The sequence below is a fragment of the Desulfomonile tiedjei genome (assembly GCA_016212925.1).
In the GTDB taxonomy this organism is placed as follows: domain Bacteria; phylum Desulfobacterota; class Desulfomonilia; order Desulfomonilales; family Desulfomonilaceae; genus JACRDF01.
In genome coordinates this window covers 23,866-42,363 of the sequence record JACRDF010000009.1, presented here as the reverse complement: position 1 = coordinate 42,363, position 18,498 = coordinate 23,866, and the positions used below count along the sequence as shown (strand labels likewise).

10 protein-coding genes are annotated in these 18,498 nt (G+C 57.8%); all 10 read right to left on the bottom strand.

Annotated features, from left to right (window positions below; all coding sequences use genetic code 11):
- Positions 1 to 201 precede the first annotated feature (201 nt).
- Positions 202 to 564: a hypothetical protein gene (locus tag HY913_03960; protein MBI4962408.1), complete on the bottom strand. Its 363-nt coding sequence runs from the start codon at positions 562 to 564 to the stop codon at positions 202 to 204.
- Positions 565 to 587: 23 nt separating this feature from the next.
- Positions 588 to 3,020 carry an arylsulfatase gene (locus HY913_03955; GenBank protein ID MBI4962407.1) on the bottom strand — a complete coding sequence of 811 codons (2,433 nt, stop codon included), beginning with the start codon at positions 3,018 to 3,020 and terminating at the stop codon, positions 588 to 590.
- A gap of 463 nt (positions 3,021 to 3,483) precedes the next feature.
- Positions 3,484 to 4,956, bottom strand: coding sequence for a DUF1254 domain-containing protein (locus HY913_03950; GenBank protein ID MBI4962406.1), 1,473 nt, complete (start codon positions 4,954 to 4,956; stop codon positions 3,484 to 3,486).
- Positions 4,957 to 5,219: 263 nt separating this feature from the next.
- Complete coding sequence (locus tag HY913_03945) at positions 5,220 to 7,757, bottom strand: arylsulfatase (protein MBI4962405.1); 2,538 nt, start codon at positions 7,755 to 7,757, stop codon at positions 5,220 to 5,222.
- 37 nt (positions 7,758 to 7,794) lie between these two features.
- Positions 7,795 to 9,432 carry an arylsulfatase gene (locus HY913_03940; GenBank protein MBI4962404.1) on the bottom strand — a complete coding sequence of 546 codons (1,638 nt, stop codon included), beginning with the start codon at positions 9,430 to 9,432 and terminating at the stop codon, positions 7,795 to 7,797.
- Between the two features lie 172 nt (positions 9,433 to 9,604).
- Positions 9,605 to 12,091 (bottom strand): arylsulfatase, encoded by a 2,487-nt coding sequence (locus HY913_03935; GenBank protein ID MBI4962403.1) that lies wholly within the window; start codon positions 12,089 to 12,091, stop codon positions 9,605 to 9,607.
- A gap of 327 nt (positions 12,092 to 12,418) precedes the next feature.
- Positions 12,419 to 13,348 carry a hypothetical protein gene (locus HY913_03930; protein MBI4962402.1) on the bottom strand — a complete coding sequence of 310 codons (930 nt, stop codon included), beginning with the start codon at positions 13,346 to 13,348 and terminating at the stop codon, positions 12,419 to 12,421.
- Positions 13,349 to 14,000: 652 nt separating this feature from the next.
- On the bottom strand, positions 14,001 to 14,705 hold the full coding sequence (locus tag HY913_03925; GenBank protein MBI4962401.1) for a DNA alkylation repair protein: 705 nt from the start codon (positions 14,703 to 14,705) through the stop codon (positions 14,001 to 14,003).
- Between the two features lie 251 nt (positions 14,706 to 14,956).
- A complete protein-coding gene (locus HY913_03920) occupies positions 14,957 to 15,187 on the bottom strand; it encodes a hypothetical protein (protein ID MBI4962400.1) in 231 nt (76 codons plus the stop codon).
- A gap of 99 nt (positions 15,188 to 15,286) precedes the next feature.
- Positions 15,287 to 18,265 (bottom strand): excinuclease ABC subunit UvrA, encoded by a 2,979-nt coding sequence (uvrA, locus tag HY913_03915; protein ID MBI4962399.1) that lies wholly within the window; start codon positions 18,263 to 18,265, stop codon positions 15,287 to 15,289.
- Positions 18,266 to 18,498 lie beyond the last annotated feature (233 nt).

Here is an 18,498-nt window from a genome sequence, read left to right as displayed (position 1 = left end):
CGATTTCATGCCTCGTAAACCGAGCCCACTTGTTAGTTCGTACGCATGGCCGTAAGTCACTGTTTTCTTCCATGGTGTGTGTGATATTCCGTATTGCTGCAGGGCTTGAACGGCCCCGTGGAACACGAGACCCATTCCCGTGGAAGCCACTCCAGGTCGAGGCGACAAACGTCCATCTTATTGAGCTTTGCTTCGATTTTTTCATGGCCTCGGCCCCACAATCCGCTGCCTCCTAAACCACGCCCTTGCGAGAAGGAGCGTCAAGACAGCGTGCACCACGACCGCCGGCCACAACAGCGGCCCGGCCCATTCGCCACGGATGGCGACGTAAGCTAGATAGGCCGTGGCCAGGGCGCTGTAGGTCAACATGCCGAGCAATGCCAATCCAGGCAAGCAAGCGATACCTAACGCAATGAGGGCGATGCCGGCCACACGAGCTACCGGAATCGAATCTCCGGTGAACTCGGCGCCGACTAATAGCCGCCCGACGAGCGCCGGCACAACCAGCAGCGCCAGACCCGTTGTCGCTTCGACCACAGCAGCGAGAGTCAGCAGCATGTTTATTCGTCGGACCATGTTCAGTTTCGCTACCGGGCGGCAGCCTCAGTGGCCTGTTTGTGTTCCGTTTCGGCGTGCTGCGCCGGTTCGAGTTTGAAGGTCAGCTTGTTGATCTTGCCCGTAAACTTGAATGGGACATCGTAGCGATACTCCAGCATCGCGACCCCGGTACGGGTGTCCTGACCAATGTCGAAGGTTTCGTCCTCCGGGAACGTGATCGGGGTGGTATGTTCCAGGGAATTCCGGGCCACTTCCTGACCGTCCACGTACAGCACGCCAGTACCCCCCTTGCCCAGACCCGGGCCGGCGGACTTGAAGTCGAAGACAATGGTGTGCTTGCCCGACTTCAACTCAGGCCCCTCCCATGTCGTGCGCTTAAGGTCGAGCAGGTTATAGAGGAACACGACCTTGCCACGGCCGACTCCAAACTCGCCCTTGCTCAGGAACAGGCCGTAACCGCCGAAGCGTCCGCCGTCGGTGACGATCATGCCTTCCGCTCCACCTTCAGGAATTTCGACTTCGGCAGTAATGGTGTACGGCTTGTTCAGGATGTTCGGTGCGCCACTGTTGGGGACGCCGGTCAGTTCTCCCGAATAGGTGAAGACCGTTCTTCCCGCCGTGAGGTTCGGCCGCGGCGTATTCCAGCGAGCGAGCGACGAGTTATCGAGCGGGAGCACGTCGTACTTCTGGGCCTCCAGATGGAAGATGGCCTGCATCTGCTTGAGCTTCTCCGGCATCTTGGCGGCCAGGTCGTTGAACTGGGTGGGGTCCTCCTGGACGTTGTAGAGTTCCCACTTGTACCCGGTTATCACGTCCGGCGGCGTCCCGGTGCTGAGTTCCCAGGGAAGGTTCGCCGGTGTCGTGCACGCCACCCAGCCGTCGTGGTAGATGGCTCGATTGCCGAGCATCTCGAAGTATTGCGTGGTGTGCCGAGTCGGTACGTCGGTGTTCGCCTTGTCCCAGGTGTAGACCATGCTCACACCTTCGACGGGGCGCTGCTTGATGCCGTTGATCGTATCGGGGGCCGCGATGCCGGTCGATTCGAGGATGGTCGGCACGATGTCGATGACGTGGTGGAACTGGCGGCGAATGCCGCCCACGTCGTTGATGTGGCCGGGCCAGGACACGGCCATGCCCTGGGCGGTCCCACCGTAGTGCGACGCCACCTGTTTCATCCACTTGAACGGCGTGCTCATCGCCCACGCCCAACCTGCTGCAAAGTGCGGAAAAGTCCGTTCCGAGCCCCAGAACTCATACCAGAGAAACTGGTCCTTGACCGGCACGGCAACGCCATTGAAGGTGGTGAACTCATTCGGCGTGCCGTTGAGCATGCCTTCAGGGCTCGCGCCGTTGTCACCGCTGATGTAGATGATCAGGGTATTGTTGAGTTCGCCCAGGTCTTCGACAGCCTGGATGACCCGGCCGATCTCGTGGTCGGTGTACGCGAGGTACGCTCCGTACACGTCGGCCTGCTTGATGAAGAGCTTCTTCTCCTCCCAACTGAGAGAATCCCACTCCGGCAGTTCCTTCGGCCACGGCGTCAGCTTCGCGTTCTCGGGCATGATGCCCAGCCGTTTCTGGTTGGCGAAGATGGTCTCGCGGAGCTTATTCCAACCCTGATCGAAGAGGTGCAAGTCGCTGATCTTCTTGATCCACTCCAGCGTCGGATGATGCGGCGCGTGCGTTCCGCCCGGCACATAGTAGACAAAGAACGGTTTGTCCGGCGCGATCTCCTTCAACTGCTTCATATACTGAATCGCCTCGTCGGCCATGGCCGTGGTCAGGTTCCAACGGGGGCTGCCCTGAAAGGGGTAGATGGCCGTCGTGTTTCGGAACAGGTTCGGTTGCCACTGGCTGGCGTCGCCGCCGACGAAGCCGTAGAAATACTCGAAGCCCAAGCCGTTCGGCCACTGATCGAACGGCCCTGCCTGGGTTGCCTGATAAAACGGTGTGTTGTGGTTCTTGCCGAACCACGAGGTTGCGTACCCGTTCTCCTTCAGGATGGTGCCGATGGTGCCGTTGTCCTTCCGGATGATCGAGTCGTACCCCGGGAACCCCGTCGCAACTTCGCCTACGACTCCGAAGCCGGCCACGTGATGGTTGCGTCCCGTGATAATCGCCGCCCGCGTCGGTGAGCACAGTGACGTGGAGTGGAAGTTCGTGTACCTCAGGCCGTTCTTCGCTATGCGATCCAGGGCCGGAGTCGGGACGACGCCGCCGAACGTGCCCGGTGCTCCGAAGCCGACATCGTCCGTCATGATGAGCAGCACGTTTGGTGCGCCCTTCGGCGGCACGATGCGCGGCGCCCACCAGGCCTTCGACTCCGACGCCTTGTCCTTGATCACCCCGCCGAATTTCGGGTCTGGTGGCGGAAGCTGCTTTCCGTCAATGGTTGTCGTGGCATCGGGCGCACCCAACGTCCCGGTGACCTGCTGGGCTATTACAGGAAGAGTCCCGGGCATGATTGCTAGGGCGAGTACCAAGACCGCCCATATTGCCGCTTTTCCCTTCATCTTGTGCTTGCTCCTTTCTTTAACCCCCGAGCAACCGAAGCGCAGCGCCTTCGATGCCTTGTGTGATCCTGCGATTCTTCGGGATGTACGCCGGCACTCCCGTGCCGAGTTGCCCCCGGATTTGCATTTCGGTCGACTCGCTCCCGCTGCTGTTGCCCTGGCCTCCTTCTCGAAGAGTTCTTTACCTCTTCGGCGGTTAGCTTGCGCGGCTTGATCTTGATTGCCAGTTTCGCTAGCTTGCCGGGGAACCTGGACTGCATCCGGCAGGCTTTGTTGTCCACCTGCTTGCCGGGGGCAGCGTGCGCTCCAACGCCTGCCAGGCGACCTCCTGCCGCGCCCGCTAATGGAATCATCCGGGATTTAGCTGCGTTGCGTGCGAGCGAACCTGCACACCAACGGCTTCCCTGATCCCCTACTGGCCGCCCGTTACGCTCGGGAGCGCCTGCACCTTCACAACCGGCGGCGGATTCCATTTGCCGACCAGAACTTCCGGCTTCGGCGCGTACAGGCGCATGGTTAAGTTGAAAGGCCCTTTCGGCGCGGGGAGCCAGTTCCACTCCTTGTCCTTGCCAGGGCTCTCAGTCTGGAAATAGAGGTCGAGCGAACCGTCCGGGTTGTACTTGAACGGCATCCAACTGCTGACAGCGAAGCGATTGAGGCTGTTCGCCACCTGAAAACCCTGCGAGTCATATAGCGTGATCGACCAGAAGGCCCCCACGGGCGGCATGGCGCTTTTGTCGAAGTGAACGGTGTACTTATTCGCGCCATCAAGCGGCTTGCCTGTCTCGTCCACGAGGTTCAACGGATAAATCGCATCTTCGGGCAAGTTAGCGCCGAGGCCTTGTTGCGAGACGATGGCGCGCTTTAGATAGTAGTTGCCGTACACGCCCATCGTGTCAGTATTCATGGTCCAGCCGTTCACGACCCTCGCGAGGGTGAGGACCTTCCACTCCATCAGCTTCTGAGCCCGCTCCGGCACACTTTCGAGACCCTTTTTGACAGCGGAGTCCACCTTTTCTATGTCGAAACTCTTGCCAGGTTCAATGCCGATCCGCTTCATCAGCGCGATGATCGGCTCATCGGTGATGTGCGGCGGGTGCAGTTTGAGCAGCTCGGCTGCGTACGCAAAGAACTTGCCGGCAGGCATTGTGTCAACCTGGATCTTCGGCGGCGTCTTCATGTCTACCGTGGGATCGATCTTGACTTGAACCGGTTCAGCGGCTTTGCCGAACTGTGAAAGCGGAGTGACCTTGAAGCCGGCTTGGACCTTGTGAACCGCGTCGTAGTCTTTTGGGCCGTCTGTCTTGGTGCGGCCTATGATCCAGACATAGGGCGTCGGAGCATCAATACGCTGGGTGTCTTTCGGGAGTCTGAACTCTTCAATGAACCGTTCTTTCAAGTCCGGCCGCCAGCCGGGAGGAACGATGATAAAATTGCCCGCGTTCGTGCCGGTTGTGCGCCATCCCGGCGACGCGAACACGTCCGTCCACATGTCCATCATCGGAATCAGATAGTAGCGGCCGGCCGTGTCGGGGACTGACACAATCACCGGCTCCTTGGTGAGATCGAGCCACGCAGACGAATAGAGAGTGTCGAAGTTGGGTCGGACGACTACCTTCATGTCAGCGGTCGGAAATGCCGGCACATTGTTGAACTGGTTCATCGGGCCACCGATGGGACTCTTGCCCGGCTCGACGTTGGTGAGCTGTTTTCGAGTCACATCCATTGTAATGAGCGAATAGAAATAGACGTAGGCCTGGACGCCGATGGCGTGCGCCTCTTCCTCGCTGACCTTGGGGGCTTGCTGGGCGGTGACCGGGTGGACTGCCATCAGAGTTACTAGAATAAAGGCCAACACTGTAATTACACTGATCTTCGTCTTCATATGGTGAGTTCCCTTCCAATTTGGGTAGTGGGTCAGTTTGAATTTTTCCATCTCTAGCGAAAACAACTCATTTCGTCACCTCGTTGAAAAACGGGGTCCAGTGTGTTTTTCCTAGATTCCGGCCCCGGTTTTCACCGGGGTAAACTTGGGGATCGCCGGAATGACGGTGGGGCTGTGTCCATCGAATCCGAGATTTCCAACTGACCCACTACCGTAAACCTGATCGGCCGGCCCTGTCGAGGCCGGCCGACAGTGTTGCAAGACTAATGAGGTCCGGGCTGTACACGATGCAGCGGCTTGCCGTCGAGCGCTTCCGCTTGCGCATTCTCAAGCTTCTTGATCTCTTCGGGCGGCAACTCCGGCCGGTCCACCTTGATCGTCAGCTTGTTGAGCTTGGCGGTCAGCGGGAACGGAGGTTTGTAGTCCGCGTCGTTCACACCGGTCAGCGTGTCGGAGCCGATGTCGAAGCTCTCGTCCCATTGCAGGATCATCGGCAACGTGCGCGGCAGGGTAATGGTCTGAACTTCCTTGCCGTCCACCTTGAGCGTGCCGGTACCGGAACGGCCGAGGCCGCTTAGGTTGTTGAAGGCCAGCGTGCCCACGCCGAGGCCGTCATACTTGAAGTCGAATTCAATCGTGTGTTTGCCGGGAGTGAGTTCCGGTCCTTCCCACCTGATGCGCTTCAAGTCTATGAGGTTCCAGAGAAATACCGGCTTGCTCTTGAGGAGGTAGAAGCCGTAACCGGCAAACCGCCCTCCCGACGTCAAGATCATGCCTTCTGCGCCGCCTGTCGTCACTTCAATGTCCGCCGTGATCGTGTACGAGCTGTTGAGCAGGAACGGCGAATCGCCCTGCGGTAGGCCTACCATAGGTTTGGTGTAAACAAACTCGGTGCGACCCGCGGTGATGTTCGGCCGCGGGGCCACGATACGGCCCGCGACCGAGGCGTCCAGCGGGAAGACCTGATACTTCTTGGCTTCCTCGATGAACATCTTCTTCATCTCTTTCACTTTGTCCGGATGCTTGTCAGCGAGGTTCTGAGACTGACTGAAGTCCTTGTTCAGGTCGTAAAGTTCGAGAACCTGATTGTTGAGCGGATCGGGATTGGCTGCTCCGAAGGCCTCCCACGGCGCGCGGTTCACTTTGGTGCTCAACAGCCAGCCCTCGTGATAAAGGGCCCACTGGCCCATCATCTCGAAATACTGAGTCTTGTGCCGGGACGGTTCCTTGGCGTTCTTGGAATCGAAGGTGTAGGCGAAGCTCGTGCCCTCGATCGGCGCCTGCTTGATGCCGTCCACATACTCGGGGGCGGGGATGCCGCTGACATCCAGGATAGTCGGCACGATATCGATGACGTGGGAGAACTGCTCGCGCAGGCCGCCCCTGTCCTTGATGCGCGCCGGCCAGGAAACCGCCATGTTCTGTCGGATGCCCCCGAGCTTCGAGGCGTTTTGCTTGAACCAGGTGAAGGGCGTATCAAATGCCCAGGACCAGCCCGCGGACATGTGGTTGTACGTCTGCTCCGTGCCCCAGACGTCGTACCACTTCATCTGGAGTTCGACGGGCACAGCGACGCCGTTGAAGAACGCGACTTCGTTGGGCGTGCCCAGCGGGCCGCCCTCGGCGCTGGTGCCGTTGTCGCCGTTGATGTAGATGATGAGCGTATTGTCGAGCTTGCCAATGTCCTCAATGGCTTGGATCACTCGACCGATTTCGTGGTCGTTGTAGGCCGCATAGGCGGCGAAGATTTCCACCTGTCGTATGTAGAGCTTTTTCTCCTCGGGCGTACAATCATCCCAATTCTTGATGATATTCGTCGGCCAAGGCTCCAGCTTGGTGTCCGGCGGAATCACGCCGAGGCGCTTCTGATTCTCAAAAATCCTCTCTCGCAGCTTGTTCCAGCCGTCGTCGAAGAGGTGCATGGCCCGAATCTTCTCGACCCACTCCTTGGTCGGATGATGCGGCGCGTGCGTAGCACCGGGAGCGTACTTTATGAAAAATGGCTTGTCGGGCGCGGTCTGGTGGATTCGATACATATAGTCGATCGCGTCGTCAGCCATGCCGGTTATCAGGTTCCAGTCCGGCTTGCCGTCGAAGGGATAGATCTGCGTCGTGTTGCGGAACAGGTTGGGTTGCCACTGGTTCGAGTCACCCCCAACGAAGCCGTAGAAATACTCGAAGCCCATGCCCGTCGGCCATTGATCGAACGGCCCGACCTGACTGGCCGCAAAAGCCGGCGTGTTGTGGTCCTTGCCGAACCACGAGGTGGCGTAGCCGTTGTCCAGCAGGATGCGGCCGATGGTGGCCTTGTCCTTGGCGATGATGCTGTTGTAGCCCGGGAAGCCGGTGGACTGCTCCGAGATCACGCCGAAGCCGGCCGAGTGATGGTTGCGCCCGGTAATCAACGCGGCGCGTGTCGGCGAGCAGAGCGCGGTGGAGTGGATGTTATTGTAGCGCAGGCCGTTGTTCGCGATGCGATCCATAGCGGGCGTCGGAATGACGCCGCCAAAGGTGCTCGGGACGCCGAACCCCGCGTCATCCGTTATAATCAGCAGGATGTTGGGCGCGCCTTTGGGAGGCACGATGCGCGGCGCCCACCAGTATTTCGACTGCAAGGCATCGTCCTTGATTACGCCGCCAAACGGCGGATCCGGCGATGGGAGCTGCTTGCCGCTGATCGTAGTGGTCGCGCCTGGCGAGCCCGGCGTCCCGGTGATCTGCTGTGCCACGGCCGGTCCGACGGCCAACAGGGCAGCAAGGACCAACACCAGAATCATTGATACGAGTGATCTTGTCTTCATAAAACCCCCATGGATCAACATGTTCTGTCGCACTGCCTCACTTGAAGCCAGTGGCGCCTTCCTGGATTTGCTGCATCACCTGGTCGAGGTTGAAGCTCGCCGGCTTCTGTCGCGGCGGGAACTCCTTGAAGCTGGCGAGCCAGTTGGCGATATAAGCCTGCGCCGGCACCAAGAGATACAAGCGCTCGACCCTCCACGCCGCGTATCCAATCGATTCCTGGTTTGCGCGCTCGAATGGATCCGCACGCAGGTCATAGATCGCCGGCAGGCGCAGGTCCACGAACGGCTGCTCCCAGACTCCAAGTCCGTGGCTGCGCTGCTCCGAGAATACGAGCTTCCACCGGTTGTACCGTAGCGCCACTAGCTTGCCGTCGTCGTTCCAGTACAGGAATTCCCGACGTGGAGGGTCTTTCGTCTCGCCCTTAAAGTACGGGGCAAGGTCGTAGCCGTCGAGGTGCGCCTTGAAGGTCCTGCGCCCCACCGCATACCCTTTGAGCAGCTTCTCTTTGACATCGGGCACACCGGCTGCAGTGAGGAGTGTCGGCAGCATGTCTTCATGCGCGAAGACGTCGTTGTACACGGTCCCCGCCTTGATTGTGCCGGGCCAGCGGATCAGGGTCGGGACGCGGTAACCGCCTTCCCAATTGGTACCTTTCTCGCCGCGGAAGGCCGTGGTTCCGCCGTCCGGCCAGGAAAACGTCTCGGCCCCGTTATCGGTCGAGTACATCACGATGGTGTTGTCGGCGATGCCAAGTTCGTCCAGCTTTTTCAGGAGCTGGCCCACGTGCGCATCGTGCTCGACCATGCCGTCAGGATAGATGCCCAGGCCGGTCTTGTCCTTGGACTCGTTCTTGAGGTGCGTCCAGATGTGCATGCGTGTCGCGTTCCACCAGACAAAAAACGGCTTGCCTTCCTTGTGCTGCTGCTCCATGAACCGGAGCGCGGCCGCGGTAATCTCGTCATCCACTGTTTCCATGCGCTTCTTCGTGAGCGGGCCGGTATCCTCGATCTTCTGGGTCCCGTCCGGGTTAGCCCACGAGTGGATCACGCCGCGCGGGCCGAAGCGCTTCTTGAACGCAGGGTCTTTCGGATAATCGACGCTCTCCGGCTCTTCTTCCGCGTTCAAGTGATAGAGGTTGCCGAAGAACTCGTAGAAGCCGTGGGCGGTCGGCAAGTGCTCATCGCGGTCTCCGAGGTGATTCTTGCCGAACTGGCCGGTCGCGTAGCCCTGCGCTTTAAGCAGCTCCGCGATGGTCGGGTCTTCCTTTTTTAGCCCGAGTTCAGCGCCGGGCAGTCCCACCTTGGTTAGGCCGGTGCGGATGGGCGACTGGCCGGTGATAAAAGCCGCGCGGCCGGCCGTGCAGCTTTGTTGGCCGTACCAGTCGGTGAACAGGGCACCTTCCCTAGCGATACGGTCGATATTCGGAGTCCTGTATCCCATCACGCCCATGTTGTAGGCGCTGACGTTGTACCAGCCGATGTCATCGCCCCAGAGGACTAGGATGTTCGGCTTCTTCTGCTGGGCGAGCGCCGGGCCAGACAGACATACCAAGGAAGCGACAAATATCGTCAACGCGATAAGCGCGCTCCGATAGAGGCGGCACGGTCGTGCTCTCCTCGTCGACGGCTGCAAGGGAAAGGCAAGATTGAAATGACCTCTTACCACAGTGCTCATAAGGCGATCTCCTTTCGAATGACATCTGAATCACGAAGCGCGGCCATAACCGAGACGAGGAAGGGGGTCACCCCGAGGATCATCGTCATACGTTCCGCCTCTCATACTCGCACTTCGCTGGACAGGCCGCCTATCCCGGGCGGCCCGTGGTCCACGGTAGCGCCGACTGCGCCTATTGCTTGTCGCGGTACGTCCCGAAGATCATTTCCCTTTCCGCGGGTGTCAGGTCTTCCGGCCCCAGTTTTATCGTCAGCTTTTTGATCTTGCCGGTGAACTTGAATGGCACCTGGTAATCCTGGTCGTCCACCGGCGTGCCCGTGTCGACGCCGACGTTGAAGGTCTCGACCCACCCGATACCGACAGGCAGACTCTTCGGCATGGGATGGCTGGCCGCCACTTTGCCGTCCACCTTCAAAGTGCCTGTGCCTCCCTTGCCCAGGCCCGGCCCGTCGTACTTCCAGTCGAACTCCAGCGTGTGCTTCCCCGGATTGAGTGCTTCCTTACCCCGCCACTTCACCCGCTCCAGTTGTATGAGGTTCCAAGTGAAGACCGGTACGCCTTTCAGCAGGTAGAAGCCGTAGCCGCCGAACCGGCCGCCGTCGGTGACCAGCATGCCCTCGGCGCCGCCTTGGGGAATCTCGACTTCGGCCGTGATCGTGTAAGACCTGTTCAGCATGTTCGGCGCACCGGCGACACCGGGAAACGGCACGTCGCTCAGCTCGCCCGTATAGGTGAACAGGGTCCGGCCGGAGGTGTAGCTCGGCTTCGTTCCCATGAACCGGGGAAGAAGACGGTCATCGAGCGGGAACACGTTGTACTTCGACGCCTCGAAGGTGAACAACTGCTGCATGTCGCGCAGCTTGTCCGGCATCTTGGCCGCTAGGTCGTCCGACTGCGTCCAGTCCTTGCCGAGGTCGTACAGCTCCCACTTGAAGCTGTTCATCACGTCCGGGGGCGGCGGCTTCAGCGAGAGGGCCCAAGGCGCGACGATGGGAGGCGCCGAGGCGATCCAGCCGTCGTGATAAATCGCGCGCGAGCCGAACATCTCGAAATACTGGGTCCTCCGCCGGCCCGGCGCGTTCGCATTGGCTTTGTCCCAAGTGTAGGCCATGCTCACGCCTTCGATCGGCTTCTGCGCGACACCGTTGACCATCACGGGCTCGGGCAGGCCGGCCGCTTCCAGGATCGTCGGCACGACGTCGATCACGTGGTGGAACTGGTGGCGGATGCCGGCTTCGTCCTTGATCCTCGCGGGCCAGGATATGGCCATGCCGTTGCGGGTGCCGCCGAAGTGGGAGGCCACCTCCTTGGTCCACTGATAGGGCGTGTCCCAGGCCCAGGCCCATCCCACCGCATAGTGGGGGTAGGTCTGGTCCGTGCCCCAGCCATCGTAGAACTTCATGTTATCGGCGACCGTCGGGTGGACGCCATTCAAAATAGCAAACTCGCTGTACAGGCCATGGGGCGTACCCTCGGGGCTCGAGCCGTTGTCGCCGCTGATATAGATGACGAGCGTGTTGTCGAGCTTGCCCATATCTTCGATCGCCTGGATCACCCGGCCTATCTCGTGGTCGGTATAGGCCAGGTACGCGGCATAGACTTCGGCCTGGCGGATGTAGAGCTTCTTCGCCTCGGGCGAGAGCGTGTCCCACTGCGGCAGGTCTTTCGGCCAGGCCGTGAGCTTGGCGTCCTGCGGGATGACCCCCAGCTTCTTCTGATTGGCGAAGATCCCCTCACGCAGCTTGTTCCAGCCCTCGTCGAAGAGCTTCATCTTGCTGATCTTGTCCACCCATTCCTTCGTCGGGTGGTGCGGCGCGTGCGTGCCGCCGGGCGCGTAGTAGATCATGAAGGGCCGGTCGGGCTGGACCTCGTTCAGCATCTTGATACGCGCGATCGCCTCATCGGCCATGGCGGTGATCAGGTTCCAGCCGGGCTTGCCCAGATAAGGTTCGATAGGTGTGGTGTTGCGGAACAGGTTATTCGGCTGCCACTGGCTCGTGTCATCGCCGATGAACCCGAAGTAGTAGTCGAAGCCCTTGATCGGCCCGGTCGGCCAGTCGGTAAAGGGCCCGGCCTGGCTCGCCACCCACTGCGGCACGTTGTGATCCTTGCCGTACCACGACGTGTCGTAGCCGTTCTGCCGGAGGATCTCCCCGATGGCGATCGCGTCGCGTGGGATGACGCTGTTGTAGCCGGGGTAGCCAGTCGCCTGGTCGACGACGACGCCGGTTGCTACCGAGTGGTGGTTGCGGCCAGTGAGGAGCGCGGCCCGCGTCGGCGAGCAGAGCGCCGTGGTGTGAAACGCTGTGTAGCGCAGACCGTTGGTGGCGATCCGATCCAGCGCCGGTGTTGGGATTACCCCTCCGAAGGTGCTCGGCGCAGAGAACCCCACATCGTCGGTCATGATCAATAGGATATTCGGCGCGCCTTTGGGCGGCACGACGCGCGGCGGCCAGTACGGTTTTGACTGGGCCGCGTTGACGTCGATTTCACCACCAAACTTGGGCGGCGGGTTGGGGAGGTACCTTCCATCAATCGTTGTGGCGGCTTCCGGTGACCCCGGAACGCCCGTGATCTGCTGGCCCATGACGGGTAAAGCTAATGACATAACAATCAGAGCCGATGCCAAGGCCGTCCACAATGCTGCTTTCTTGTTCATTCTTCTCCCCCTTTTTCTCAATTAGCCGCTGAGTATCCTGCAATTGGCTGTTTTCAATTCTTTAGCCGTTACGTAAAAGCTGGTTTTGGATCTAAAATGTCAAGCTACTGTCGTCGTCGAGGTTGAGACCCCCGATGCACATACAAATTCTGCAAGCCCTTTGGGTAGCTTAACAAAGCCGTCACCCACACTGTCACAATGCGAAAATGGATCTTAGCGAAATTATTACGCAAAATAGCCGTGGCAATTACACGTACAATCAGTTCGTCTTATTGCCGCTGTTCTAATTCTTTACTGCCGCGTCCTTTGTAATCACTGCCTTGGAAGTCAAAAATTTAGGCCGAGCGTAATCCCCCCCTGAGTAACATACTGGGTCACGGTTGCCGTAACCGTTCTCTGTCTTGTTACACCGGTCGTCGCGTTCTGGAATTCGAGGTCAGCGTCTCCGACCACTCTCATCCACGTATAATTGGCCCATAGACCAAAATTGATGGAGCCGATCGGGGTCGGGTTATATTGAAAAGTGGCGGAAACGAAATCTCCAGGCCGGTTCCATTTATACGCCAACTGGGCCAGGTCTGCCTGTGAGGTTCGAAGCACCAAAGTAGTGTCCGACCATGCCCAGGGGCTGTAGATTACCGAGAAAAGGGCGCAAGATGCGGGAAACGCGATCCCGAAGTATGGGGCAATAGTCGTGGTGGTAATGTCCCCCCTTAAACTCTGGTTCGCGATGGGCTGCGAGCCTCGTCTGGGGTCTTCCACAATGAGCTTGAAATCCCCCCAATACACGCCCAGAAGGACAGGTCCCAATCCGACTCCGGATTGGACATACCAGCTTTGCGCTTTAGACCCCGTGAAATCAATGTTGGCCGAAGTGCCGACGCCGCCGAGACTGACCGGAATCTCTCCCGAAACGACGAATTGACGGGGGAGAATTCCGCCTGCTGATGCGAACAAGCTGAGAAGTTCCCCTGACTTGGCGGTGAATCCCACGGTGCCTGTCCAGAAATTCGCGTCTGCCATCGCGATGTCAATGTTATCTATCTGAAGGGTCCCTGCAACAGTTTCCGCGGTACCGACCGGAAGGTTCATGTTGGACCCCATGCGCATGAATCCCACCTGAGCGTAAGGGTTGAACTTCACGTTTTCCGTCAAAGACCCCAGGCTCGGCATGGAAAGGCCCCCAAGACCCTCTGCACAGGCCATAGAAGCGCAACAAAGGCTGAAGACCACAGCAAAGACAAGAACCTTCTTCATTTTCCCTATCCCCCTGAACAAAAAAGACTTGCAGCCGAAAAGAAAAACTATATCAGAGCCGGTACCCGGACACTCACCGGCCGCGGCGACCTTCGGAGCGCCTCCGCCGCGGGTTGAGCAATGCGACGCGAGCCTCGCTCTTATCTCCAACTTTTTTCGTAGTGTACGATTCTAACCCGCAAACAGATCAAATGTCTATCTCGAAAAATTGCAATATCAGGAAATTTTTATGAAATTAGGACTGGAGCGGTCTTTTGCGGATGAGGGAGTTCCTTTGCACCTTCGGGCATTCCTTATCCCTGCGAATGGTGTCCGCGTGATGCGACACCAGGGGGTACGACCCCATAGGCGTTAAAATAAGCTGTTGTCCCGGAGGGACGTCCCGATAGTAGCCCGGCGATTTATCGCCGGGAATGAGAGGCCAAGAAAGGTTCTGCCTTCCCGGGGGCCGTCCGGAGGATCAATCCTCCGGGCGGCCCCCGGGAAGGCAGAACTGAATTGTTGCTCATCGTTTACCCGGCAATGAATTGCCGGGCTACTATCATTGAGCCCCTCTGGGGCTCACAAATCCGGACAGGCCCGTTATTTTAACGCCTATGGCGTGCCGACCCGTTATTTCTGCTCTATTGAGCTGTGGAAAATCAGATGGAGTTCACGCCAGTCTCTTTTGAACAGCGTTACCAGCCAGTTCCCTAATCGCATCGGACGCGATCCATTTCGCTGCTTTTGCGTCCAATTCATTTATTTCTCGGGCCGTGGCCAGGGCTGCTTGATTCAAATGTTTGTTGCGCTTCCCAATTTGCCTTAGTGCCCAGTTGACCGCCTTCTTCACAAAATTCCTTGAATCCGTGGATTCTCTTTTTATAACAGCCAGGAATTCAAGGAATGCCTCATCGCTCGCCTGCTTGTCATGGACCGCCAGGCAAGCCATAAGAACAAACCCGGCCCGTTTGACAAATTCTTCCGGTCTTGCGCTCCACTCGTGTGCTTTGTCATGAGCGTGCTCGACTTTGCGAAACAGATTGTTGCAGCACTGGTCGCACACATCCCAGGAATTGAACTCCCCGGCCCATTGATCCATCTGATCAGTGGTGACTTTCTTGGGATCGTCGACCATGGACGCAAGTATCCTGGCCTCGTGAATCCCAGATGACCAGAGCCTTTCAGCCAGCGAATGGCTTTTCTTGGCGGTTGCGGCTATTTTCCGCAGTTCGGGGATCCAGACACCGCAAGCGGCCGCGGGATTGATCCCGAACCTCGCCATTCCTTTAACTGCATCCGGGTTGGCAAGGGCTTTCAGTCGTTGAATGATTTCTTGATACTGGGAATCGGTATCTTGGGGCGTTTTGGCTTTCACGGGCAAACGAGATGTAATCCTTTCAGTTGGTGAATGTTTGGGTTGGGAATGGAGACTTCCGTGAACGACTAGGGCGTGTCAAGCCCGGTAGGATGTGGTGAGCCCGCTCAATGCGGGCGAACCGCATCGGTCGAGTTCACACAACATCGCAGCAGCCCTCTGTTCTCGACAGATGCGGTTCGCTTCGCTCACCACATCCTACGAAGCTAAAGGAGGCCTTTGACAAAGTCGCGTCTACGTGAAACAGAATGCTATGAATCAAAGATAGAGCCTATTATCGAACCGACTACTTCTGCGGCTCCTTCCACCACTGCGCTGGCCGCCTCAACTCCTGTTTCAAGAATGCCTTCAGCAACGGGGTCAACAACCGCGCCAACAACCGGTTCAACGACTCCGGAGACAACAGAAGAGGTTTTAGATTCTTCTATTTCTTGGTTCTCGTTGTTCAACGCGATCTTTTCAAGATTGTCCGGCATTTCCATCTTGCTTCCCTCCCGAAACTCCAACTAGGCGAGGAGCCTTATCCCCCGAATAATCTATGGCATTCTTTTCCAATGAAAGGCTTTCTTCCAAGCTCCCTGTCAGTTGGCCGCTTGTTTTCGCTTATCGCTCTTCTTGTTGTTGCTGCGCTTCGGATTGATCTTTGCGACCTTCCGCGTCTTCTTCGGTGGGCTCTCCGATTGGGATTGCCAGGCTGCGCCCGTGTCGCTCACGGGGACTTCAAAGGGGCGATACCCACCCTCATTAGCCAATACTTCTTTCAAATACATACCTGTGTAAGACTCCGGAACAGCAGCGACTTCTTCGGGCGTCCCGGTCGCGATGACTCGTCCGCCTTCGTCGCCGCCCTCCGGACCGAGGTCTACGATGTAGTCCGCGACCTTTATCACGTCCATATTGTGTTCGATTACTATTACGGTATTGCCGGCTTCCACAAGGTTAATGAGCACATCCAGAAGCTTCTTCACATCCGCGAAGTGCAGGCCGGTGGTGGGTTCATCGAGTATGTAGAGAGTCCGGCCCGTGCTCCTCTTTGAAAGCTCTTTGGAAAGCTTTATGCGCTGCGCTTCGCCTCCGGACAGTGTCGTGGCCGGTTGCCCCAGCTTGATGTAATCCAGACCGACTGCCTGTATTGTTTGCAGCTTGTTGTAAATGGACGGAATATTTCCCATGAACTCCGCAGCCTGGTTGACCGTCATGTCCAGCACTTCAGATATGTTCTTGCCCTTGAACTTAATATCCAGGGTCTCACGGTTGTAGCGTTTTCCGTGACACACATCGCATTTGACGTAAACATCGGGCAAAAAGTGCATTTCAATCTTTATGATGCCGTCCCCGCGGCAGGCTTCACAACGGCCGCCCTTAACATTGAAGCTGTACCGGCCCGGTTTGTATCCTCTTACTCGCGATTCCGGCAGGTTCGCGAACAGTTCCCGAACAAAAGTAAACACACCTGTGTACGTGGCCGGGTTGGACCTCGGCGTCCTTCCTATGGGACTCTGATCTATGTCTATGACCTTGTCGATGAAAGAAATCCCTTCGACAGCGTCAACCTCGCCCGCTTTTTCGCGACTCCTATAAAGCCTCTGAGCGAGCGCCCGATGCAGGATGTCTATCACCAGGGTGCTCTTGCCCGACCCGGATACGCCGGTTACACAGATGAACAAACCTAGAGGAAAGGCCACTTCGATGCTCTTGAGATTGTTGGCCCGCGCTCCTTTGAGCACCAGTTTCTTCTTGCCCGGTCGCCGTCGCCTGAGAGGGATAGGTATGTATTCTCTGCCGGAAAGATACTTCCCCGTCAGAGATTTCTCGGACTTCAGAATGTCCTCGGGCTTGCCTTCAAAGACAATTTCCCCGCCCATCCTACCCGCGCCCGGACCCATGTCGATGACGTGATCCGAGCTGAGAATGGTCTCAGGGTCGTGCTCAACCACGAGCACTGAATTGCCCTGGTCTCTGAGGTCCATGAGAGTGGCAAGCAAGCGCTGGTTGTCTCTCTGATGAAGGCCGATGCTGGGCTCGTCAAGGATGTACAGCACTCCCACCAGAGAAGACCCCACCTGCGTGGCCAGCCTGATCCGCTGTGATTCGCCTCCCGAGAGCGTGGCCGCAGACCGGTCCAATGTTAGGTAATTTAGCCCTACCCTCTCCAGGAAGCCCAGCCGGTCCCGGATCTCCTTGATTACTCGACGCCCGATCTCCATGCGACGTTCGTCCAGTTTCAGGGTCATCATGAACTCAGCCGCATCGCGAACAGACAGGGCTGTCAGCTTGTGGACAGGCATTCCTCCGACAAGCACGTGCCGCGCCTCCTTTTTCAGGCGCGCGCCTCCGCAGGAGGGGCAGGGAACCGCGCTCATGTAACGGCCGACCTCTTCGTCAAAATCGTCGCGGTCGGACTCGCGGTATCTGCGCTCCAGATTTGGTATCACGCCCTCGAACGGCTTCCGGAAAAAGTGCTTTCTGCCGTCTCTCTCGTAGTAGAAATCAATTTCCTCGCTACCGGAACCATGTAGAACGACCTTTTGAACTCTTTCCGGCAATTCACCGAACGGCTTGAAAATATCGAAGTGATAATGCTCCGCGAGCGCGTCGATCATCTGGTAGTAGAATATCGAGTCGCGGCGCTGCCATGGTGCGATAGCCCCTTCCCTTATGGAAAGCGCGGGGTTGGGCACCACGAGGTCCGGGTCAAATCGAATCTGCACCCCGAGGCCGGTACAGGTCTCGCAGGCCCCAAAAGGATTATTGAAGGAAAACAGCCGGGGGGATATTTCGCCCAGGGAAACTCCGTGCTCGGGACATGCGAACTTCTCGCTGAATATGTGCTCTTCGCCGGCAAGGTCCTCCACGGTGGCCGTGCCCTGCCCCATTCGGACCGCAGTTTCCATGGAATCCGCGAGGCGCTTTTCAATGCCTTCTTTCACAACCAGTCGGTCCACAACCACCTGAATGTTGTGTTTCTTATTCTTGTCCAGCCGAATGTCTTCCGACAAGTCACGCAACTCGCCATCAATCTTGGCTCGGACAAAGCCTTCTCTGACCAGATGCTGCAATTCCTTCTGATATTCTCCCTTTCTGCCCATCACTATTGGAGCCAAGATATGGAAGCGCGTACCCGCGGGTAGTTCCATAACGCGGTCAACCATTTGCTGAATCGTCATGGAGCTGATGGGGCGGCCGCATTCCCAACAATGGGGAATACCGATACGCGCGTACAGCAGGCGAAGATAGTCGTAAATCTCCGTAACCGTGCCGACGGTGGAGCGAGGGTTCTTGGACGTGGTCTTCTGTTCTATGCTTATGGCTGGAGACAGGCCTTCGATGGAGTCCACGTCGGGCTTGTCCATCATTTCGAGAAACTGGCGCGCGTACGCGGAGAGAGACTCCACATAGCGCCTCTGCCCTTCCGCGTAGATAGTGTCAAAAGCCAGCGTTGATTTTCCCGATCCGGAAAGGCCTGTTATTACAACCAGTTTATCCCGTGGAATGCTAAGCGCTATGTCCTTTAGGTTATGTTCGCGCGCCCCCCTGATCACTATTTCTTTTGCAGCCAAATTCTATTCCTGTTCTTTGGTCCAAGTCTTAGCGGTGCCGGCCTTTCGGCCTTAAACAGTAAGCTTACCAACAAAAAATTTGACAAGTAAAGGGGTACACGGTTTCGTCAGTCATATCGTTTTTAGTGCCTCCCCATCCGGGAAGAGGCATTTGCAGGCCCAGTCAGGCGTTGGCATGAACCATCACACTTTTTATCCTTTTTCATCAACATCATATACAAAAAGTATCAACT